This is a genomic window from Autumnicola patrickiae (assembly GCF_031846525.1).
Taxonomy (GTDB): Bacteria; Bacteroidota; Bacteroidia; order Flavobacteriales; family Flavobacteriaceae; genus Autumnicola; species Autumnicola patrickiae.
Genome location: NZ_JAVRHM010000001.1, coordinates 279,528 through 301,831, shown reverse-complemented (window position 1 = coordinate 301,831; position 22,304 = coordinate 279,528). Strand labels below are relative to the sequence as shown.

General features: G+C 38.0%; 22 protein-coding genes. 5 read left to right on the top strand and 17 right to left on the bottom strand.

Annotated features, from left to right (window positions below; genetic code table 11):
• Window positions 1–37: 37 nt before the first annotated feature.
• The 4 genes from guaA to RM549_RS01370 are packed head-to-tail and all read left to right on the top strand — an operon-like array spanning window position 38 to window position 4,526.
• The gene (gene guaA / locus RM549_RS01385; protein WP_311679931.1) at window positions 38–1,567 is read left to right on the top strand and encodes a glutamine-hydrolyzing GMP synthase; all 1,530 of its coding nucleotides are present in this window, start codon (window positions 38–40) and stop codon (window positions 1,565–1,567) included.
• A 30-nt stretch (window positions 1,568–1,597) separates the two neighbouring features.
• Window positions 1,598–3,586, top strand: coding sequence for an amino acid ABC transporter substrate-binding protein (locus tag RM549_RS01380; protein WP_311679929.1), 1,989 nt, complete (start codon window positions 1,598–1,600; stop codon window positions 3,584–3,586).
• Window positions 3,576–3,977, top strand: a complete 402-nt coding sequence (locus tag RM549_RS01375; protein WP_311679927.1) for an OsmC family protein — start codon at window positions 3,576–3,578, stop codon at window positions 3,975–3,977. The genes RM549_RS01380 and RM549_RS01375 overlap by 11 nt, the downstream gene beginning before the upstream one ends.
• Complete coding sequence (locus tag RM549_RS01370; RefSeq protein ID WP_311679925.1) at window positions 3,978–4,526, top strand: DUF922 domain-containing protein; 549 nt, start codon at window positions 3,978–3,980, stop codon at window positions 4,524–4,526. It abuts the gene before it with no gap.
• A gap of 38 nt (window positions 4,527–4,564) precedes the next feature.
• On the opposite strand, the gene RM549_RS01365 is transcribed toward RM549_RS01370, so the two are convergent.
• From RM549_RS01365 to RM549_RS01320, 10 genes are all read right to left on the bottom strand, one after another.
• Window positions 4,565–5,518 (bottom strand): NAD(P)H-dependent flavin oxidoreductase, encoded by a 954-nt coding sequence (locus RM549_RS01365; protein WP_311679923.1) that lies wholly within the window; start codon window positions 5,516–5,518, stop codon window positions 4,565–4,567.
• A 34-nt stretch (window positions 5,519–5,552) separates the two neighbouring features.
• A complete protein-coding gene (mnmA, locus tag RM549_RS01360) occupies window positions 5,553–6,740 on the bottom strand; it encodes a tRNA 2-thiouridine(34) synthase MnmA (protein ID WP_311679921.1) in 1,188 nt (395 codons plus the stop codon).
• A 104-nt stretch (window positions 6,741–6,844) separates the two neighbouring features.
• Entirely contained in the window at window positions 6,845–7,264 is a 420-nt protein-coding gene (locus RM549_RS01355; protein WP_311679919.1) for a lipocalin-like domain-containing protein, read from the bottom strand.
• Window positions 7,265–7,314: 50 nt separating this feature from the next.
• Window positions 7,315–7,983, bottom strand: coding sequence for a toxin-antitoxin system YwqK family antitoxin (locus RM549_RS01350; protein WP_311679917.1), 669 nt, complete (start codon window positions 7,981–7,983; stop codon window positions 7,315–7,317).
• Between the two features lie 255 nt (window positions 7,984–8,238).
• The gene (gene yidC, locus RM549_RS01345) at window positions 8,239–10,110 is read right to left on the bottom strand and encodes a membrane protein insertase YidC (protein WP_311679915.1); all 1,872 of its coding nucleotides are present in this window, start codon (window positions 10,108–10,110) and stop codon (window positions 8,239–8,241) included.
• 50 nt (window positions 10,111–10,160) lie between these two features.
• Entirely contained in the window at window positions 10,161–11,792 is a 1,632-nt protein-coding gene (gene pyrG / locus RM549_RS01340; RefSeq protein WP_311679914.1) for a CTP synthase, read from the bottom strand.
• Between the two features lie 125 nt (window positions 11,793–11,917).
• Window positions 11,918–12,151 (bottom strand): DUF3820 family protein, encoded by a 234-nt coding sequence (locus RM549_RS01335; RefSeq protein ID WP_311679912.1) that lies wholly within the window; start codon window positions 12,149–12,151, stop codon window positions 11,918–11,920.
• 38 nt (window positions 12,152–12,189) lie between these two features.
• A complete protein-coding gene (locus tag RM549_RS01330; RefSeq protein ID WP_311679910.1) occupies window positions 12,190–12,564 on the bottom strand; it encodes a response regulator in 375 nt (124 codons plus the stop codon).
• The gene (locus RM549_RS01325; RefSeq protein WP_311679908.1) at window positions 12,561–13,430 is read right to left on the bottom strand and encodes a phytochrome family protein; all 870 of its coding nucleotides are present in this window, start codon (window positions 13,428–13,430) and stop codon (window positions 12,561–12,563) included. The genes RM549_RS01330 and RM549_RS01325 overlap by 4 nt, the downstream gene beginning before the upstream one ends.
• A 9-nt stretch (window positions 13,431–13,439) precedes the next feature.
• Entirely contained in the window at window positions 13,440–14,027 is a 588-nt protein-coding gene (locus RM549_RS01320; RefSeq protein WP_311679906.1) for a carboxymuconolactone decarboxylase family protein, read from the bottom strand.
• 258 nt (window positions 14,028–14,285) lie between these two features.
• On the opposite strand from RM549_RS01320, the gene RM549_RS01315 reads away from it, so the two are divergent.
• Window positions 14,286–15,815 carry a GH3 family acyl-acid amido synthetase gene (locus RM549_RS01315; protein WP_311679904.1) on the top strand — a complete coding sequence of 510 codons (1,530 nt, stop codon included), beginning with the start codon at window positions 14,286–14,288 and terminating at the stop codon, window positions 15,813–15,815.
• Here the strand turns inward: RM549_RS01315 and RM549_RS01310 are convergent.
• From RM549_RS01310 to RM549_RS01280, 7 genes are all read right to left on the bottom strand, one after another.
• Complete coding sequence (locus RM549_RS01310) at window positions 15,812–16,378, bottom strand: hypothetical protein (protein ID WP_311679902.1); 567 nt, start codon at window positions 16,376–16,378, stop codon at window positions 15,812–15,814. The two genes, RM549_RS01315 and RM549_RS01310, sit on opposite strands and share 4 nt — an antisense overlap.
• 237 nt (window positions 16,379–16,615) lie before the next feature.
• A complete protein-coding gene (locus RM549_RS01305; RefSeq protein ID WP_311484924.1) occupies window positions 16,616–16,807 on the bottom strand; it encodes a cold-shock protein in 192 nt (63 codons plus the stop codon).
• A 171-nt stretch (window positions 16,808–16,978) separates the two neighbouring features.
• On the bottom strand, window positions 16,979–17,452 hold the full coding sequence (locus RM549_RS01300) for a DUF4168 domain-containing protein (RefSeq protein WP_311679900.1): 474 nt from the start codon (window positions 17,450–17,452) through the stop codon (window positions 16,979–16,981).
• Between the two features lie 206 nt (window positions 17,453–17,658).
• A complete protein-coding gene (locus RM549_RS01295) occupies window positions 17,659–19,524 on the bottom strand; it encodes a TIGR00341 family protein (RefSeq protein WP_311679898.1) in 1,866 nt (621 codons plus the stop codon).
• Between the two features lie 185 nt (window positions 19,525–19,709).
• Window positions 19,710–20,069, bottom strand: coding sequence for a hypothetical protein (locus RM549_RS01290; RefSeq protein ID WP_311679896.1), 360 nt, complete (start codon window positions 20,067–20,069; stop codon window positions 19,710–19,712).
• A gap of 155 nt (window positions 20,070–20,224) precedes the next feature.
• Window positions 20,225–21,118: a cation diffusion facilitator family transporter gene (locus RM549_RS01285; RefSeq protein ID WP_311679894.1), complete on the bottom strand. Its 894-nt coding sequence runs from the start codon at window positions 21,116–21,118 to the stop codon at window positions 20,225–20,227.
• A gap of 81 nt (window positions 21,119–21,199) precedes the next feature.
• A complete protein-coding gene (locus RM549_RS01280; RefSeq protein WP_311679892.1) occupies window positions 21,200–22,288 on the bottom strand; it encodes an AI-2E family transporter in 1,089 nt (362 codons plus the stop codon).
• Window positions 22,289–22,304 lie beyond the last annotated feature (16 nt).

Sequence of the window (22,304 nt, the reverse complement as noted above, 5' to 3'; positions counted from 1 at the left end):
GCTATTTTATTTTTGCCTCAAATTATTACTTTTACGCATGCAAAATAACGTACTTATACTGGACTTCGGCTCGCAATACACTCAGCTAATTGCGAGGCGCGTAAGAGAATTAAATATTTACTGCGAAATTCACCCGTTTCACAAGGTTCCCGGGGATCTTAGCAGCTTTAAAGCGGTCATCCTTTCCGGAAGTCCGTTTTCTGTGAGAAACGAAGATGCTCCACATCCCGATTTATCAAAAATAAGAGGTCTGGTTCCTATACTTGCCGTTTGTTATGGAGCACAATACTTTGCGCATTTTCATGGCGGGATAGTAGAAGCATCAGAAATTAGAGAGTATGGAAGGGCAAATCTTTCTGTAATAAAAGATAACGAGCCTCTTTTTAAAGATATTCCCGAAAATTCACAGGTGTGGATGAGCCATAGTGATACTATTAAAGAATTGCCTACAAATGCAATACGTCTGGCAAGTACAAGCGATATTTTAAATGCAGCTTATAGAATTGAAGGGGAGCAGACTTATGCAATTCAATTTCATCCAGAAGTTTACCATTCCAAAGATGGTAAGCAATTACTGGAGAATTTTCTTGTAAAGATTTGTGGTGTTGAACAATCCTGGACTCCGGGTGCTTTTGTAGATTTAACTGTTTCAGAATTAAAGGAGAAGATAGGTGATGATAAAGTGGTGCTGGGATTAAGCGGCGGCGTAGATTCTTCAGTTGCGGCTGTTCTTCTGCACCAGGCTATAGGAAAGAATCTGTACTGTATTTTCGTTAATAACGGACTCCTTCGGAAGAACGAGTTTGAAAGCGTTCTGCATCAATATAAAGATATGGGACTTAACGTAAAAGGAGTTGATGCTTCGGCACGTTTCTTGGATGCACTTGCAGGAATAAGTGATCCTGAATTGAAGCGTAAAGCCATAGGGAATGCTTTTATTGAAGTTTTTGATGATGAAGCTCATGGAATTACAGATGTTACCTACCTCGCACAGGGAACAATTTATCCAGATGTTATTGAATCTATTTCAGTAAACGGACCTTCAGTTACTATTAAATCGCATCATAATGTTGGTGGTTTACCAGATTTTATGAAGCTGAAAGTGGTTGAGCCTCTGCGTATGCTTTTCAAAGATGAGGTAAGGAGAGTAGGAGCAGAGCTGGGAATAGATCCTGAACTTTTGGGAAGACATCCATTTCCGGGACCGGGACTGGCGATAAGAATTCTTGGTGACATTACTGAAGAAAAAGTTAGGATCCTTCAGGAAGTAGATCATATCTTTATACAGGGCCTGCGTGATGCGATGCTGTATGATAAAGTGTGGCAGGCGGGAGCAATTTTACTTCCGGTACAGTCGGTTGGAGTGATGGGAGATGAGCGTACTTATGAGCAGGTAGTGGCTCTAAGAGCTGTGGAATCTACAGACGGAATGACGGCAGACTGGGTGAATTTGCCCTATGAATTTTTACAAAAAACATCCAATGCAATAATTAACAGGGTAAAGGGCGTTAATAGAGTGGTATATGATATTAGTTCCAAACCGCCGGCCACTATAGAATGGGAGTAGATTTGGGGACGGACAATTAAAGAAAATAAAATGAAGTACCTTTTTGCGTTATTTTTACTGTTTCAGGTTTTTACTACTGAAGCTGTAGCACAACAGTTTAAATATCATACTGTAACTTCAGGGGAGACTGTAAACAGTATAGCGAGATCTTATAATATTTCCAAAGAGGATATCTTTAAATATAATCCTGATGCTCAGGAGGGGATTTCTGTTTCAGCCAAACTTGTTATTCCGGTAAATGCTTCTAATACGGAGTCTTCTCAGAATACGGAGGTTAGTTTCAGAACGCATAAAGTTGCCAAAAAGGAAACACTTTACGGATTGTCTCAGCAGTATAATGTAGAGATTGATCAAATTAAGCGTTATAATAAGCACTTATATTCCGAAGAACTTCAGACGGGGGAAGAGATAAGAATTCCGAATATTTCTGAAGGGCAAACAACAACTGCACCGGCACCGGCAGCAATTTCTGCACCTCAGCAACAGCAAAATTCAGGTATAGATCCACAGGAGACCAGAAATACGCGGGAGCATGTGGTAATCCCGAAGGAGACAAAGTACGGCATTGCCCGTAAATATGGCCTTACCGTTCAGGAACTTGAAGAAATGAATCCCACTGTAGATGTGCTGCAGCCGGGAATAATGCTTAAAGTGGGAACGAATGTTCTTGAAAATGAGCCGGTAATTATTACTGATGATACCTTTGAATTTTACGAAGTTCAGCCACAGGAGAATTTCTTCCGTTTAACCCGAAAATTTGGAATAGACCGCGATTCTCTTATTGCGCTAAACCCTGCATTAAAAGATGGTGTAAAGTCCGGAATGGTTCTTAAAATTCCTGCAGATCCCGAATCTGGGGAAGGCGATTTTGATTTTGAAAATTTTGAAGATGCTGAGGAAACCAATGTAAATCTTAGAAGTTCATTAAGCAATTTTAGTACTAAGGAGCTTGTCGTAATGCTTCCTTATAATTTGGATAAGATCGAGACTGATTCTACAGATGCTTATAAAAATGCGATTTTAAATGACAGGGTTTTACGAATTTCTTTGGATTTCTACAGCGGAGTTCTAATGGCGGTGGAAGAAGCAAAAGAACTTGGAATTTCTACAAATCTCCGGGTGTTCGATACTAAATATGATTCACAACGGGATGCCCAGGAAGTGAACAATATTATAAACACAAATAACTTTAATAATGTAGATGCTGTTATTGGGCCGCTTTTGCAGACTACCACAGAGGCTGCTGCTGCAAAACTGTCAAGAGAAAATATTCCAGTGATAAGTCCGCTTTCCAATAAACAAATGCAGCCATACTCTAATTTATTCCAGTCCCGTCCAACAGATGAAATGCTGGCCGATGTAATGGTAGATTATCTTCAGCAGAATGCCAATAACAAAAATATTGTGGTAATTGCCGATGGCAAGTCTTATCAGGTAAAAAGCAAACTCAGTAATGCTCTTCCCGAAGCAAAATTTATAAATCCGGGGAATGGTTATGTTTCTGAAAGTGCAATGAACCAGGCCCTTGCGGCAAACCGTGAAAACTGGGTGATTTTGGAATCAGATGATGTTGGGATATTAAGCAGTGTAACTTCGGGGCTTAACAGGCTTGCAAGAGATAAGAACATCAAACTTTTTACAACAAAAAAAGGTAGCAACTACGATAATGATAATGTTTCGAATACACATTTGGCCAGGCTTAATTTTCATTACCCTTCTGTAGATAAAGAGCATAATCAGGAAGATTCCAGGGAATTTATAGAAGAGTATGTAGAAAAGTATGGTCTGGTGCCCAATCAATATGCAGTAAGAGGATACGATCTTACTCTGGATGTTTTACTAAGACTGGCCAGTGCCAAAGATCTTTATGACTCTTTCAATAGGTATAAGGGTTATACAGAGTATTACGAAAATAAATTTCATTATATGCCCCTTTCCGGTGGAGGTTTTCAGAATGATGCAGTTTATATTATGAGAGTGAATGAGGATTTAAGTTTAAGTGTAGAAAATGACTTCTAAAGTAATTTATAAAGGCGGATTAAGAACTGAAGCAGAACATCTTAAAAGTGGTTCAGTAATTATTACAGATGCACCGGTTGATAACCACGGGAAAGGCCAAGCATTCTCACCCACAGATACTGTTGCTACCGCTTTAGCATCCTGTATGCTTACCGTAATGGGAATAAAAGCTGAAGAAATGCAGGTAGATTTGACCGGTACAAATGCTTCGGTTACTAAAACCATGGCTGCAGAACCTCGCAGGATATCAAAAATAGATGTGGTAGTAGAGTTTCAATCAAATTTCTCAGATAAGGAGAAAAAGATTCTGGAGAACACCGCCAGAACCTGTCCTGTATTGAACAGCCTTCATCCGGATATGGAAAAGAATATTTCTTTCCGCTATAAATAGATGAAATCCCTTCTTCTTACTTTCCTTCTTTTTTATTCCTCTTTTGTTTTTGCGCAAACTGAAAAGGAAAAGATCCAGTGGGATAAAAACAGACCGCTTACGTGGAATGATTTTAGAGGAAAACCTTCTCCGTCTAAAGATTATAAGGCCAGTACGAATTCCGGAATGTCCATTTCCTGGAGTTTAAGTGAAACTGGTAATAAAGTGGCTTTAGTAGATTATGAAGTTAAGGCAAACTTTTATCCCGACCAATCGTGGAAAAAAGAAGATATTCGGAAAAAGGATTATATTCTGGCTCACGAGCAACTGCATTTTGATATTTCCGAATTACATGCACGTAAATTGCGAAAAGCCCTGGCGGAATATAAAGACGGAAAAAATGTTGAGAAGGAACTTACAGCAATATATAGAAAGTTTGAAAACGAAAGGCGGAAGATGCAGAGCGATTTTGATGCTGAAAGTGTCCATAGCCAGATAGAGGAGGAGGAATTAAAATGGCGGGAGTACGTAAAGCAGCAGCTGGAACAATACAAAGCTTACGCTGAATAGTATAAAATGAAAATTTTTAGAAAAATAGTAGGGAGGGTTTAAGAAAAGGAATGACGGGAAGCTTCTTTTTGAGCTTGTTCAAATTCTTCAATTATTTCCCTTACAATAGCGGCAGCCGGTTTTATTTCGTGGATCAGGCCTGAAATTTGCCCAATTTCGAGTTCTCCTTCTTCAAGATCACCTTCAAACATTCCTTTCTTTGCACGGCCACGGCCCAATAATTTAAGTAAATCGTCTTTGCCAGGATTCTTCTTATACAGCTCTTCTATTTGACTATAAAACGGGTTTTTCAGCAGTCTTACAGGTGCTAATTCTTTTAAAGTAAGCTTGGTGTCACCTTCCTGAGCTTTTATCACCATTTCTTTAAAATCAGGATGGGAAGAGGCTTCGGGAGAGGCAACAAACCTGCTTCCAATCTGTACACCTTCAGCGCCCAGAACCATAGCAGCCAGCATTCCGCGGCCGGTAGCAATCCCTCCCGCAGCAATAAGCGGAATTTGCAGTTTTTCTTTTACTATTGGGATTAATGTAAATGTAGTGGATTCGTCACGGCCATTATGCCCACCGGCTTCAAAACCTTCAGCAACAACGGCATCCACTCCGGCTTCTTCAGATTTTAAAGCGAATTTCAAGCTGCTCACTACGTGTACTACCTTTATTCCCTGCTCCTGCAAATGTTTGGTCCAGATCTTAGGATTTCCAGCAGATGTAAACACAATTGGTACACCTTCCTTTACGATGATCTCCATTATTTCCTCTACGTTGGGGTAGAGGAGAGGCACATTCACCGCAAAAGGTTTTTTGGTAGCAGCCTTACATTTCTGAATATGCTCCTGTAAGACCTCAGGATACATAGAGCCGGCGCCAATAATTCCTAGTCCGTCTGCGTTGCTCACTGCCGAGGCAAGTTTCCAGCCACTTGCCCAAACCATTCCTGCCTGGATTAGCGGATATTTAATATTGAAAAGTTCCGTGATCCTGTTGTTAGGCATTTTCTTCAGTTTAAATAGCTACTACTTAGCAAAACTAAGAAATAACGCCAGATCCTAATAATTCCTCTCCGTCGTACCAGGCAACAAACTGTCCTTCTGTAATAGAAGCCTGATTTTCTTCAAAAACAACATACAGTCCGTTGCCGGTTTGATGAAGTGTAGCATTTTGAAGTGGCTGCCGGTAACGGATTCGCGCTTTCACATGTAATTCCTCATTCTCTCCCAGAGCAAGATCTTTCCGTACCCAATGCACTTCTTCATTATTAACAAATAGGGCTTTTCTGTAGATGCCGGGATGGTTTTTCCCCTGTCCGGTGTAGATGACATTCTCCTTCACATCTGTATCAATAATAAAAAGTGGTTCGGGAGTGCCACCTACAGCCAGACCTTTGCGTTGTCCTTTGGTGAAATAATGCGCCCCCTGGTGTTTTCCCACCACTTTACCGTCTGTTGAAGCGTATTTATACTTTTTAGACAGGTGCTCTAATTCTTCAATTTTCGACCTATAGTCTGCTTTTTCTTCAGAATACAGTTCTTTTGCGGCATCAATTTCTACAATAGTTCCCTCTTTTGGCTGCAATTTTTGCTGAAGAAAGTCCGGAAGTCTTACTTTTCCGATAAAACAAAGTCCCTGGGAGTCTTTTTTATCTGCCGTAACCAGGTTTTGCTCTTTTGCAATCTTGCGGACTTCGGATTTTTGCAATTCCCCAATAGGGAAGAGGCTTTTTGCCAATTGTTCCTGAGTTAACTGGCATAAAAAGTAAGACTGATCTTTACTGGCATCTTTCCCTGCCAATAATTGATATATCGTTTCTCCGTTTTTCTGAATTTCTCCTTTTCTACAATAATGACCGGTCGCGACATAATCTGCACCCAGAGAAAGCGCAATTTTCATGAAAACATCAAATTTGATCTCACGGTTGCAGAGAACGTCTGGATTTGGCGTTCTTCCGCGTTCATATTCATTGAACATATAATCTACAATACGCTCTTTGTACTGCTCACTTAAATCCACCGTTTGAAAAGGAATTCCTAATTTTTCTGCCACCAGCATTGCATCGTTGCTATCGTCCAGCCACGGACATTCATCTGAAATTGTCACCGAATCATCATGCCAGTTCTTCATAAACAGCCCAATCACCTCGTATCCCTGTTGTTGCAGCAAATACGCTGAAACACTGGAATCCACACCTCCGGATAAACCAACAACTACCTTTTTCATTCTTGTATGCTATAATTCGTATTAAAAGTCGGAAAAGAGATCGCAAAATTACGAAATAAAAAAGGGTGACAAAAGCCACCCTTTTCAGTTTAAAGAATAATTTTTTACTTCTTTTCAAAGATAATATGTGTATTCTGAGTCATCAGGGCGTCAGGATAAAAAGTAAATCGCGAATAATCATCATTAAAATCTACTCTGCCAGGTTGTGATCCTAGAATAGGAATTCTGAATATATATTTATCATTATTTCCACCACCGCTCCAGTTGCCTTCTTCGCTATCTACTGTGCATTCGCCGTCGGTGTTCATGTAATATTCAGAAATGGCCGTGCCATCACTGTTAAAAGTTATTTGAGACTGGGATGTGCATTCATTTACGGGAATAAGAAAATCCCCCGCGTTGTTAATTTCAACTAATCCCCAGGTGCCTAAAATATTGTTCTCAGAATTTCCACTGCTATCATCATCATTACTACATGAAGATAAAACTGCGATGGACATAAATAATAAAAATATTTTTTTCATAACAAGTAAGTTTTTTGTTTAAATGTAAATATATCGGAATTTTAAGAGAGCTAAAATTCTTTTTCTTCTGTTAACTTTTTATTCTCATAATATTTCCAGGTTCCTTCCTTTTGATCCTGAACATATTGACCTTCAATTATTTTCTCACCTTTGATATTATAGTAAGTTACCGGCCCGTTTAACTCGCCCTTCTCAAAATTTAAATGTTGCAGAAGTGTACCCTCTTCGGAATAAACAAAACTTTCTCCATCCTTCTTATCATCCTGATACAGGGATTGCTCGGCCAGCTCTCCATTTTTAAAATATGTTTTCTGAAGCCCATGTAACTGATCATTTTTGTAATTCTCAATCATCATGGTATCCTGCGAAGCCTGGTGAAAATATATCCATTTCCCTTCCCTTTTTTGTTCAACTATCGTGCCGGTGCTTATAGGCTCACCTTTTTGAGTGTAATAAGTAGCCATTACAGAATCGACGCCTTCTTTAAAGTGGAGAATAGCCGAAGGATGTGCATCGAAACCTTTTTTATAAAAACGGAATTTGCCGATTTCTTTACCATGTTTAAAAATTCCTTCAAATTTAAGTTGTGAAGTACCTTCGAAATTTACAGCCCATTTGCCATGTCGCCTGGATTCCGAATCCAGCTGATTTATTTCTTCTTGGGAAAACAATTGAAATCCCACGAGAAAGAAGAACAAAATATATATCGATTTTTGCATTTCAAAAATTAGGTTCTCTAATCAAAACTTAGAAAGAAAGTTTTTATTTTAAATGTAGCGCATTTTGTTATTAGTATTCTGAATTCCTGAACACTGTAAGGTTTATAATCTAAACAGACCAATAAATATGTTAAACAAAGAAACTGTTCCTATAGATTTGTTTCCGGACAAATTACCAACTGCAGGAATCTTATTTTGACTAAAGTAGTTTTATGGTCCTATTGAAAAAGCCCGGAATGTTCGGGCTTTTTTATTTTATCTTTTTCCTTTTTTCTGCTGTTCTTCAGCTTGCTCCATCATTTCCTGCATCTTTCTGGAAAACCTGTTTTGTTTTTTAGGCTTCTTCTTATTTTCCTGAATTTTAGCGTGAATTTTGTCTTCATCTATAATCGCATGCTTAATAACCAGCATAATTCCGATGGTAATAAGGTTAGACGTGAAATAGTAGAGTGAAAGTCCGCTGGCATAATTATTAAAGAAGAAAAGCATCAGTAAAGGCGAAAGGTACATGATGAACTTCATATTTGGCATTCCCGGTTGCTGATTTGCCTGCATAGTCTGGCCGGTAGTCATCATCATATAGATGAAAATTGCAATAGATGCCAGAATTGGGAATAAACTCACGTGATCCCCGTAAAATGGAATATTGAACGGTAGTTCGGCAATAACATCATAACTGGAGAGGTCATCTGCCCATAAAAATCCTTTTTGACGTAACTGGAAAGCGCTTGGGAAGAATTGGAATAGGGCATAAAATACCGGAATCTGCATTAAAGCCGGCAGACATCCGCTCATAGGGCTGGCTCCTGCTTTACTGTACAGCTTCATAGTTTCCTGCTGCTTCTTCATTGCATTGTCCTTGTACTTCTCATTAATTTCGTTAATCTCAGGACGTAAAACTTTCATTTTTGCCTGTGATAAATAAGATTTGTACGTAACTGGTGAAAGAACAATCCTCACGACAATTGTCATTACAATAATCGCAATCCCGTAGCTGGGAAGGAAACTGCTTAAGAAAGCAAAAAATGGAATAAATATGTATTGGTTGATCCAACCAAAAATCCCCCAACCAAGTGGGACGATTTCATCTAAATTACGATCGTAATCATTTAAGATTTTATAATCTGTAGGACCATAATACCAGTTCATATTATAGTTTAACTCCCCACCATTAAGTTGCAATGGAAGACTGGCAGCAAATTGCCTTGTGTAAACGGTGTCTATTTCTTCATCTTCAACCAGGTTTTCTGTTCTAAAGCTTCCTCTTGCAAAAGGATCATCTGTTAAAAGGATTGAAGAAAAGAAATGCTGCTTAAAAGCAACATAGCTAATATCTTCTTCCTCATCTGTCTCTACATCTCCACCACCCAGGTAATCATCTTTATCACCTGCATACTCATAAATAAGATCGGTATATCTGCTTTCGTAAGAAATACTTTTTGCATGACGGTATCCTTTTAATTTCCAATCCAAGTTTAGAGCCTCCTGGGAGCTGTTAAAAACATCATCAAGTCCCTGGGAACGAATACTGAAATCCATCATGTATTCTCCGGGCTTCAAGACATAACGATACTCAAGAAACTCATCCTCAGACACTTTTAATTTCATCGAAAGTACCTGGTTATCACCATTCTGGCTTACTTCAGGTTCAAAAAAGAGATTCTGGGTATCCAGCGTACGACCATCTGTAGTGGAAAAATTTATATTGAAGGAGGCATTTCCATCTTTTATAAGATATACAGGAATGGAATCAAATGTTTTGTAATTTTTAAGCCGTGCTTCAGAAATATAACCACCTTTATTATCCACAACCAGTTCGAGTACATCATTTGAAATAGTAGTGGAATTTTCAGAAGCTGATTCTAAAGTAGCTGAATATCCAAAAGCACCCAGTCTTCGTTGAGCTTCTGCTAAAGCTGTAGAATCCTGGCCTGTAGCCGACAAATCATCTTCAGTAGTGGCAATATTCCCCGTCTGCTGATTCTCTGTTGTCTCAACCTGCTCAGTTTCCTGTTCTTCTTCTAGTGCTGTTTCTTCTGTAGAATTGTTGTACAACATCCACAATAGGATTGCACCAATAAGTAAAAATCCTATTATAGATTGGACGTCTATTTTCTTTTCTTCCATGCTTAATGCTATAGCGATCCATCATTCAAAAAGATGGCCGTTTCTTAAATTTATGCCAACTTGGCGTTTTTCTTTTTTGAATAATTGTGGGCTGCGTTTATAAATCCTACAAATAAAGGATGCGGGCTGGCCACTGTACTCTTGTATTCCGGATGGTATTGCACCCCTACAAACCATGGATGCTCAGTAAGTTCTATTACTTCTACTAATCCGGTGTCAGGGTTAATTCCTGTGGCAGCCATTCCGGCTTTTTCCAGTTGTTCCTTATATTTGTTGTTATATTCGTAGCGATGCCGGTGTCTTTCTTTGATCTGAGTTTTCCCGTAAACTTTATGTATTACAGAACCTTCTGTCAGTTTACAATCCCATGCTCCCAGCCTCATCGTGCCACCTTTATGGGTAACGTTTTTTTGTTCTTCCATAATATCAATAACAGGATGTTTGGTTTTAGCATCCATCTCTGTAGAATTGGCATTTTTTAATTGAAGGACATTTCTTGCAAATTCAATAACTGCCATTTGCATTCCCAGGCAGATTCCCAGAAATGGTAAATTATTTTCGCGTGCAAACCGTACAGCATCAATTTTACCTTCAATTCCCCTTTCGCCAAAACCTGGTGCTACAAGAATGCCATCCAGGTGTGATATTTTATGCTGAATCGTATTTTCATTAATAAATTCTGAATGAATACTTTCAATTTTCACCATCACCTCATTTTCGGCACCTGCATGAATAAAAGATTCTAATATAGATTTATAAGAATCCTGAAGTTCTACATATTTTCCTATAAGACCAATTCTTACTTCTGCTTTTGGATTTTTGTGCCTTTTCAGAAACTCATTCCATCTGTCAAGATTTGGAGTTTTATCATCGGGCAGGGAAAGCTTCTTTAGCGTCACAGTATCAAGACCTTCCTTCAACATCATATTGGGAACGTCATATATCGTATCTGCATCAATTGACTGAATAACTGCCTCCTGACGAACATTGCAGAAAATTGCCAATTTTCGCCTTATATCATCAGAAAGTTCATGCTCTGTACGGCATACGAGGATATCTGCTTTTATTCCGCTTTCCATTAAGGTTTTAACGCTGTGTTGAGTGGGTTTGGTTTTTAGTTCACCCGCAGCAGAAAGATATGGTACAAGAGTAAGATGTATCACCAGGGCATTATCGTCCCCAAGTTCCCATTTAAGTTGTCGTACCGCCTCAATGTATGGCAGGGATTCAATATCACCTACAGTTCCTCCAATTTCAGTAATCACAATGTCAAAATCACCGTTTTTACCAAGGATTTGAATGCGCTCTTTAATTTCATTGGTAATATGCGGTACTACCTGTACTGTTTTTCCAAGGAATTCGCCACGGCGCTCTTTTTCAATTACACTTTGGTAGATCCTTCCAGTGGTTACGTTGTTGGCCTGGGAAGTATTTACATTTAAAAAACGCTCATAATGCCCAAGATCAAGATCTGTTTCGGCACCATCTTCAGTCACATAACATTCGCCGTGTTCGTAAGGATTTAATGTTCCCGGATCTACATTTATATAAGGATCTAATTTCTGAATTGTGGTTTTAAAGCCACGAGCCTGTAAAAGTTTTGCCAGAGATGCTGCAATTATCCCCTTCCCCAGGGAAGAAGATACGCCGCCGGTAACAAAAATATACTTGGTTTCGGCCATGTTTTGTGTGTTTGTTGCGTCTTTAATTCAGGGCGCTAAATTACAAATAAGAATAGAAAAACAGGACAATATCAGAAGCTAATATTTAGAGTATATTAAGAAAATAAAGCACCGGAAAAAGATAACTATTTAGGGTAATTTTTCCTTATTTTTCGAAGGATACCTTCCATACCATTTACCTTAAGTTCGTATACCTGTTGCATTTGCGCACCAAGTTTACCTTCGGGAAAGCCTTTTTGTTTGTACCAGACCATATAGTATTCTGGAATATCAGAGAGGAAGTAATCCTTGTATTTTCCAAAATACATTTTTGCATGTGCTAATTCAATAAGCGCTTTATGGTCAGGTTTCACTTCCATTTTCTGATGTTAATCAGTAGAGATCAATAATTGCCATTTTAGGAGCCTCTCTTCAAATAGGAGGAGAGCAGCCCGAATTTTTGTTTATTGAGAGGTTTTACCACATATTCGAGAACACATGGATAGTCAAGTGCCTTTTGGTGGTCCAATTCACTGGTGCTTGAGGTAAGTATAATAACTCTGTGTTCAATACTTTTCTGCCGCATTTCTTCAAGAAATTCCCAGCCCGTCATTTCCGGCATATTCAAATCGAGAAAAATTAATGCATTATCCTTTTCCTGTTCTACTGTTTTAAAAGCATCGAGAGGATTGGTGAAATCCTGTATATTCTCCTTATGGCCTTCAATTTCAAGTAACTTTCTTGTAATAAAATTTGCAATAGGTTGATCGTCTATGAGATATATGGGGCTCATGTATTTTCAGCTTTTAACTTAACCAGTTCCTGAGAAGCCATTTCTATTACTTCTTTTAAAACAAGGTCCATTTCTTCTACAGAAGTGGCTAATTTAGGAAATAATTCCTTCCGGCAGGTTTCATCATCAAAAACTTCAAGAAGCTGCGTTATACCCTGTATCCGGGAGAGGGGTTCTCTAACGTTGTGTGCGTTTAATGCAGAGATGTGAAGTAATTTTTGGTTCTTCTCCCGTATTTCCCTGGTGCGCTCCTCAATGGTTTGTTTCTGATTTTCTACTATTTCCTTAATTTGGGTGTGCTGTTTTTTTATTGTGTCGTAAGCTTCAGAAAGAGATTTATTTTTATTGGCCAGCTGGTTTTTAAGAAATATCTCCTGAAACTTTGCTTCCAGACAATCGGTTACCAATTTTAAAATTTCAACATCGGCATAAGAAAAAGGCTTGTTTTCATCAGAAATAAGAGAAACCAGCGCTTTTCTTTCATTTTTCTGAAAAGACCACGCCCACAATTCCGGTTTTATAAGTTCATTAGTAGAAAACCTTCCGTCGAAAAGTTGGAACGGAATTTCTGAAGTTTTTAATGGGATACCACTTTTAAAAAGTTCTCTTTCATAATGTAGGAGCGAATCCTCTTCCGCAAGGGAATAAATCATTTCATTTTTACATAAAGAGAAAAACAAAAAATGATCATCCTGTTCAAAAACCATTTTAATAAGGTGAAAATTAAGCAGATATTTTAAATGCCTTTTGGTATCTTCCACCACCTCCTGAAGCGTTCCGCAGCGATTTATTCCATTGGCAAATTTAGAATAAGCCTCATAGGTGATGCGGTAGTGCTGTGAAGAATCCTTACTAATGGAAGCCATTTTTAGAAATTATTCTATGGTCTCCAGTAATTCATTATCGATCTTTATTCCCGAAACGTCTGCTATGGTATTTAGCATATTTACAAGGTCTGCCTGTGCCATTAGTTCCTGGATTTCCTTCTTTGAAAAACCTGCATTTTCCAACTCTTCAAAATCTGCATCAGAAATCTGGTCGTGGTTAAGGGCAGCTTTGGTGACTACATTTACTGCCGTACGGTAACTTAACGGCATTGTGGGGGAATCAATATTTTCTGTAGCTTTAAAATTTTCGTCTTCCGAAATCATGGAACTCATACTATCTGCAAAGATACCATGTGCATGGGAACAATAATGGCAGCCTCTTTTCTTTGAAACATTGTAGATAATAAGCTGCTTAAGGACGTTTGGTACTTCTCCTTCCATTAATGTGTTTTTCAACTTGCTCCAGTTGCCCTTTAAAAGTGTAGCATTGTCTCCCTGGCATTTAAACCAGTTTAAAACGAACGGAAGTTGAAGTGTTTTTTTTGTGTCGTCGTAAATTTCTTTTACTTCTTGAGTAGCTTCCTCATAAGATACCATAGGATATCTTCCAGAAACGGCGGAATTTGGTGTGGCCATAATATTTAGGTTAATGTAGATCTGTTTTATTTCCGGGCAGGAAAATTAATGAGGCAAGATAATATTTAAAAGTAAAATTTAATAATTAAAAATAATTTTGGCAATTGTTTAATCTGTCAATTTAAAGCAGTTTTTGATGCAATAGCCCACACCAGAAACTTTTAGTTAAAGTAATGATAATTGACAGGGGAAGTTATGCTCCTTTCTTAGTTTTAAATAATTTAGGCCATGTAAATTAATTTGCGAAATTCTACTAATATGGCGATCATAGGTTCTATTATTAAAAATCTTATTGACTTGAGGGATACTCTGGTCTCGGAGCCTGATGCCGGGAAGGCACAGCATGAGGAACTTGAAAAGTTGCTAAAAAAGGCAAAGGATACCACATTTGGAAAACAGTACGATTTTGAAGGTATTTTGAAGTCAGATGATATTAAAAAAAACTTTGCTGAAAAGGTTCCTTATTTTGATTATAATAAACTGAATAGCGAATGGTGGAGTAAGTTGCATGAAGGTGAAGAGGATGTGACATGGCCGGGAAAACCTCCATATTTTGCTTTAAGTTCTGGTACAACCGGGAAGTCCAGTAAGCGGATTCCTGTAACAGAGGATATGGTTGAAGCTATTCGAAAAGCCGGAATCAAACAGGTAAGCGCATTAAGTCATTTTGATCTTCCTTCAGACTTTTTTGAAAAAGATATTATGATGCTTGGTAGTTCTACAGACCTGCAGGAAGAAGGTGACCATATGGAAGGTGAAATAAGCGGTATTAGTGCAAGCAATATCCCTTCCTGGTTCGAAGGTTATTATAAGCCGGGAAAGGAAATTGCCAAAATTGACGAATGGGATGAGCGGGTACAGAAAATTGCTGAAAATGCCAGAAACTGGGATGTAGGTGCGATTAGCGGAATCCCGTCCTGGACAGAATTAATGATGAAGAAGATTATAGAGCATCATAAAGTTGATAATATCCATGAGGTTTGGCCAAACCTGCAGGTGTACGCGTCTGGCGGAGTGGCTTTTGAGCCTTATGAGAAGAGTTTTAATGCTCTTCTGGACCATCCTCTTAAAGTAATTGATACCTATCTTGCTTCTGAAGGTTTCCTCGCTATTCAGGAAAGACCAGAGTCTCATTCTATGAAGCTCATCCTCGATAACGGCATCTACTTTGAGTTTGTGCCGTTTAAACCTGAATTTATTAATGAGGACGGTTCTTTAAAAGACGAAGCGCCTGTAGTTCCCCTTTCTGAAGTTGTAGAGGAGCAGGATTACGTTTTGCTTATAAGTACTGTTTCTGGTGCATGGAGATATATAATTGGAGATACGGTAAAGTTTACCAATGTTGAGAAACATGAAATAAGGATCACCGGGAGAACAAAATTTTTCCTGAATGTAGTTGGATCACAGCTTTCAGTAAATAAAATGAATGATGCCATCAAGGAACTGGAAGACAAATTTGATATAAAGATTCCCGAATATACAATTGCTGCTGTAAGAATAGATGGAGAATTCTATCATTCGTGGTATCTCGGAACAGATTCTGATATTGAAGAAGAAAAACTTGCAGATGCTTTAGACAAAGTGCTTCAGGAAGCCAATAAAAATTACAAGGTAGCAAGATCCAAAGCCCTTAAAGGAGTTAAGGTTACTACTATTCCACCAGATTTATTTCCAGAATGGAGTGGTGCGAATAAAAAGAAAGGCGGGCAGGTAAAAATGGAAAAGGTGATGAATGAAGAAAAATTTGCAGAATGGGAAGCCTTTGTTAAAAAACAGCTTCAGGGTTAATCCAATTCTTCTACCAGTTCCATAATTTCTTCCTGGGATAGGTAGAGGCTTTTAATTCTATTCTTATAATGCTCTGAAAGGTCGGCGTGGTTTAGAATAAAATCTTTGGTCGCAATGATGTATTCACCCATTCCGTGATTTACAGCATACGTGTCTGCGGCTCTTTCAGCTTCACGTATATAACGTTTGGAAGTGATATATCGCGTTCCAAACCATATCATATTTACTGCGCTGCGGTTTTTATAATCCATGATGTGCCCGAGCTCATGTCCAATCCAGCCAATTAAAACATCTGAAGGTACATTCGTCACATCAAATTCCTGGTCCTCAATATTAAATCGTTCACTAATCATTATATAATAAGAGCGTTTGCCTCTTTTCTTTAATAAATCACCGAACTTTGGCTGTGCCTGCATAAAAGACTTTTTAATCTTCTTCTTAAACTTAAATTCTATTGGAGTGTCTTTAAGTTCGGGATAATGGGCAAGAGCCACATAAGCTTCTCTCCATATAACCTCTGGTACAATTTTATTCTTAGATTTAAGGCTATCCTTCTGTTTCATATTCTGGCTGTATGCGCTGGATACGAATAGGAAAGGGAGAATAAGAATACATATATATGTTTTCCCAATACTATTCAATTCTATTATGCTTTTATATTCGATGTTTTATAAAAATAAGTAATATGGGATAGTTGCCGAAAACGCTGAAGTTAAATTGACCATAAAATGCAAATTTGAGCATAAAAAAAGCCTTACATAAAAATGTAAGGCCAAGAATATAGTATTTAAAACTAGTGGTTAAGCTTGTTTAACATTAACCGCGTTTAATCCTTTTCTTCCTTCTTCGAGATCAAACGTTACTTCGTCATTCTCTCTAATTTCGTCGATAAGACCATTTGCGTGTACAAAGTACTCTTTGTTTGATCCTTCTTCTTTGATAAATCCAAATCCTTTTGTGTCGTTGAAGAATTTGACTGTTCCTTTATTCATTATAACTTAAATTAAATTTAGTCAAAGATAGATATAATTATCGATAAATCACTTATTTAAAAAGATAATTTTTAAAAACTTGGTAAAGTTCACTGTCAGGTGCTTAGCACGATGTTTCCAAAAAAAAAGCAACCCGTGGAGGTTGCTTTTAACAAGATTAACTTTAGATAATTATTGCCCCTGTAGCATTTGCTGCAATCTTTGCTGCATCTCAGGATCGGTCTGTAAAGCCATGGCCAGTTTTTCATATCTTTCCATAGTAAAACCCTGATCAGTAATTACTTCTTCCATTTTTTCCTGAAACTCACCTTGCATTCCTTCGATTTTTTGAACAGTAGCTTCATATTTTTCTTTTTCATTACCAGTAACATCCAATTCTTCATTAGGATTCATTGAAGCCTGGTACATTTCATTAAAACGTTGAATTTCAAAACCTTCATCTTCTACAACGCTCACCATTTTTTGCTGAGCTTCCTGATTTACCATTCTTAAACCCTGATAAGCTTCTGCAAATTTTGCAAGTTCTGCGTCATCTACATCTACTTCCACTTTCTGTTGTTGTGGTGGCATTGGCTGAGTTTGCGCAACAGCGCTCATAGAGCCCATAAGCATAAGAACTACCAAAAGGCCAGCAATTTTTTTCATTTTAAGCATAATCGGTTTCTTTTAATTTATTTCGATTTTTCCAAACATATAAAAACGAGATCGGTCTAAAGAATTTAAAGAAGATAATTACAATAATTTATTAAGAAATTAACAGGTAAATAGTCTTTTGTTAAGCATTACTTCCAGTTTAAGGGGAGAATCTGTTTTTTTATTATAGAATGCAAAATACAATTTTTAAATGGTAGTTAAAATCCACGGGCAGAGACAACCTCCAGATTAATTGGTTCACCAATTTCATCTTCAATTTTATCTTTAATTTCTTTTATTTCACTGCTTTTAAGGGTTTCAGAATTTACCAGTGTCAAGGAGACCCGTAGCGTATCTGAAAATCTTACTTTCACATCTCTTACCACCACCTCATTTACAGTTGTTCCCTCTAATTTTTGGGTTATATTGGCAGCTTTTTTTATTCGGTTAAACGAAAGAGACAGCGGAACCATTACTACGCCAATTACAATTAGGGTATAAATAAGCCCCATCCTTGCCCTTTTAAAGGGGGCAAAACCGAGTATAAGAAACGTAATTCCGGCAAACATTATAATTCCTGCAAGGTTGGTGAGGTAAAGTAGAAATGCTCCTGAAAAGACTTCCCAATCCCACCAGCCAATACCAATTCCCGCTACAGCTAACGGTGGTACAAGTGCAACAGCGATAGCTACTCCAGCCAGGCTTTTGGCAATTCCTTCTTTGGCATGGGCATATGCTGCTGCTATACCAGAAGCTACTGCAATTCCCATATCTAAAAGAGTAGGGGAGAGACGGGCAGCGATTTCTGGAGTAGTGATTCTAAGAGGAATAATTACACTTACTGTAGCGGCAAACAACAGGGAAACACCAGTTCCAATTAAAATTGTAATTATTCCCTGTTTCAGCATGTTTGGATCGTATCTCACCATCCCCATAGAGAAAGAAACAATGGGTGAGATAATGGGGGCCAGGATCATTGCCCCTATAATAACAGGTGAAGAATCGGCAAATAATCCAAATGTAGCGATAAGGGTAGAGAGAATCATCATTACTACATACAGGGAGGTAGTTTGGGAGTTTTCACGTAAAAGTTTGAAGAGATCCTGAAATTCTTCAGTTGTTGCTCTTGGCAGGATTGGAATGGTCCTTTTCGTTAGCTGTTTTCTTTTCTCCCCTGTGGGTAATCCTTCTGTTTTTAAACTCTTTTTCTGTTCAGGGCCATCTTTTGTGGTGCAATAAATACTTGCTTGTTGAATGCACAATGCTTCCTGCTCAAGTCTCAGTACAATTTTTTTAGCTTCTTCTTTTTTACCATCCAAAGTAAATTCTACCGGGGCAGGATTTTCAATTTTTAATTCTGCAGTTCGCAGATGCCCAATAAAGGAGGGAAGAGTACTTATTTTTTTCTGAAGGGGAATGAGGCTACGAAATAAAAACCACAAAAGTTCCAGCAGGTTTTGCGGACTAAGAACAAGTGTATTAAACAACCCGTCATTCATTGCATTTTCAGAAATAAGACGTTTTGCAACTACGGAGCTCAAAGGATGCTCTACGACAATAATTCCAAGGGCAGAAGTATTAATGATTTTTTCATCACCTGCAGTTATTGCGAAAGGTTGGTGGGAGAGGGAGGAAAGCCTCCGGATGTTCTTTATAAAAGAATAAGCTTCAGAAAAGAAATTATTCGAATTTTTCTCTTTTGAAAAAATAAAAACATTTCCAATGTTAACTGACTGAAATACAGGCACATCATTACAGAATAACATGTCTAAATGCCGTGTTTCTCTTGTTTCGGTAATTTCTTCTATGGCTGTCGCCATTACGTTGGTTAATCCAAGTCCCTTTACAGTATGAGTGTTTTCCGGGTGTGGAAGAATCCCTACTTTCCAGTCATTCCTGGCAGCCTGGGGCAGGAATTCCCGAAGATCGTCACTATCGAGATAACAACAAAATATATCATCCTCTACCGGAGATAAACTCTCTACAGGATAAGTAATAGTTTTAACTTCTTCTAACTTAAGTAGTGGTAAAATATTCTCTTCTACCTGTTCCCGGTCTTCGGGTTTATATAATAAAAATAGCATAGGCTATGTCATGATTCCTGAGCCAAATTAATACAATTTACTACCATAGATAAAGTTTTAACCTCAGTTTTGGAAAAGAAGGAGGCATATCTCTTACTAGTTAAAGTGTGTAGGTTAATCTAAAACGCTACAAAACTATAGTCTTTCAGTAGAAACCTGGAAGAACTTGTTATAATAAAAGTGACTTAAAGCTGCGGGGAATTAATAATAATAGTTGGTCCTTCTGATTCTTCATAAGAAAAAGGAAGTTCAAAGAAAAAATCTTCGAGATCTTCGCCACTATTCACTGCCCTTAAGAGATAAGGGGCTTCAGCTTCAAGATCGATGACAATTGCTTCCCCGCCGGCATCAATCATTCCGTTATTTACGAATCCGCGTGTGTCTGCAGTGTTGTTTATATAAATTACAATCTCACTTTCGGTCTCATTATTAACTACCAGATCATATCTGGCTGTTTCTTCTTCAGTTACATCGTCGTCATTGCTACAGGAAAAGCTGCAAATTATAAAGAAAGTTACTACTAAGAAACTGATATATTTTTTCATGATTTTTAGTTTTTAAATCATTTCTATGTAACAAACATATTTTCGGGAGGCTCCTAACAAAAATTTAAATTTTGTTATAGTTTCTGAAAGGTGGCTTCAGAAAATAATCTGGATCATCTTTTGAAATTTTATAACAACGAATCAAGGTCCAAAAATCACTGCGGACTTGCCGGATATTGATGATGCGGTTCTACATGGATTAGTACATCAGAAATTTCAGGAAATTTCTCCTGCAACTTATTCTTCAGGTCATGAGCAATAGCATGGCCTTTAGTAACCGAAATATCACCTTTCACAATTAGATGGAGATCTATATGAAAAAATAGGCCGGCTTTTCTCACAAAACACTTCTCAATGGCGATCACCCCTTCCACATTTTCTGAAGCCAATCGTATTTCTTCAATAAAGTCATCGTAAAGATGTTCGTCCATTATTTCGCTAAGTGCAGGACGAAAAATTAAAAATGCATTATAAACGATAAATCCAGAAGCCAGTAAAGCCGCCCAATCATCTGCATTTTCATAACCCTTACCCATATAAATAGCAATGGAAATGCCAATAAAAGCCATTAGTGAAGTAATAGCATCACTACGATGGTGCCAGGCATCTGCTTTTAAAGAGGTGCTGTTGGTGGCGTCACTTTTTTTAGATACAAAACGATAAAAAAGTTCTTTAATAATCACTATAATTCCCAGAACAATCAATGTGTATTTTTCAGGAACTTTATGCGGAGTCTGTATATTAATTATGCTTTCGTAAGCAATAATGGTAGCAGAAATTAATAGAAAACCTACTACGGCAAAGGTTATTAGCGGCTCTGCCTTTCCATGTCCGTAGGGATGGTTTTCGTCTGCTGGTTTGGTAGAATATTTTATTCCGAAGAGGACTAAAACAGAAGCAAAAACATCTGTGGTAGATTCTATGGCATCTGCAATAAGAGCGTAAGAATTGCCAAATATGCCTGTAATCCCCTTGGCAATTGCGAGCAGTACATTACCCAAAATGCTAAGATAGGTAGTGTTAATTGCTGTTTGTTTGCTGCTTTCCATTTGCCAAAAAGGGATGAGAAATTTTGGCGCAAGGTACATAATCCAGAAGGAAAACTGCTTCTTCTGTAGTGGGGAAACTACTTATTTATCCTCTGGGAAAGGTTCTTTACTAAGCAAAATTCCGAAGTGCTTTAAAGCCGGAATATGAAGTAAAATTACTGCAACTATTGCCATAATCGGGATGGCAAGCACCATTCCCAATATTCCCCAAACCATATTTCCTATTACTACGACCAGGATGACTACAAATGGATGTAGATTAACACGATCACCCACCACGTATGGTTCTAAAACATAACTTTCCAGGAATTGAGCAATGCTAAAAGTAATTATCACTCCAATTAAAATACCGGTTTCCCCCGAGGTAAGATAGCCAAAAGCCATTGCCATGGCGAGACCTATTATATTGCCAATGTATGGAATTAAACTCAAGAAAGCTGCTAAAATACTAATCAGGATGAAATTATCAACCCCGGAAATACCCAGTCCTACAGAATATAGAACTGCCAAAAATGCAATTAACATTAATCTTCCTATTAAATATTGTGGTGCCACCTTCATGCACCTGGTGACTACTTCTCTCACTTTTTGTCGCTTTTCTCCAGGAAATAAATGAAGAATAAACATTTTTAATTTGTGCCTGTAATTAAGGAGAAAGAATATATAAATAAAAGTAAGCAGATAATCGCCAATGGCGCCCATGAGGCTGCTGAGAAAACTTGCGGCCTGTTTTCCAGAATCCTGGTTTGATCCTCCTACAAAGGGAAGACTACTTTCAGAAGAGTTTTCCGATTCTGATCCGGAAGTTTTAAGCTGCTCTTCTTTTAAAGGAGTATTTTCCAGTACAAAATTCTTAACCTGCTCAATTTTGGGTTCCATGGTTTCTTTAATATCCGGCCATTGTTCCACAAAATTTTTGAGCTGAAAAGAAACTAAAGCCAGAAAACCTACTGAAACCAGAAAGATGAGAAAGGCGCTTAAAAGTGATGCTGCAGAGCGGCTTATCTTACGCTCCATAATCCTCGCGAGAGGAAGCATTAAAAGTGCCAGAATTACAGCTGTTAAAAAAGGAGATAAAAAAGCCTGTCCCTTGTTGAGTCCAAGAAATAAAAAATAGGTGCCAACAATAAAAACTGCCGGATACAGGAGAAACTTTTTACCTTTTGTCATCTTTAACTATTTTTTT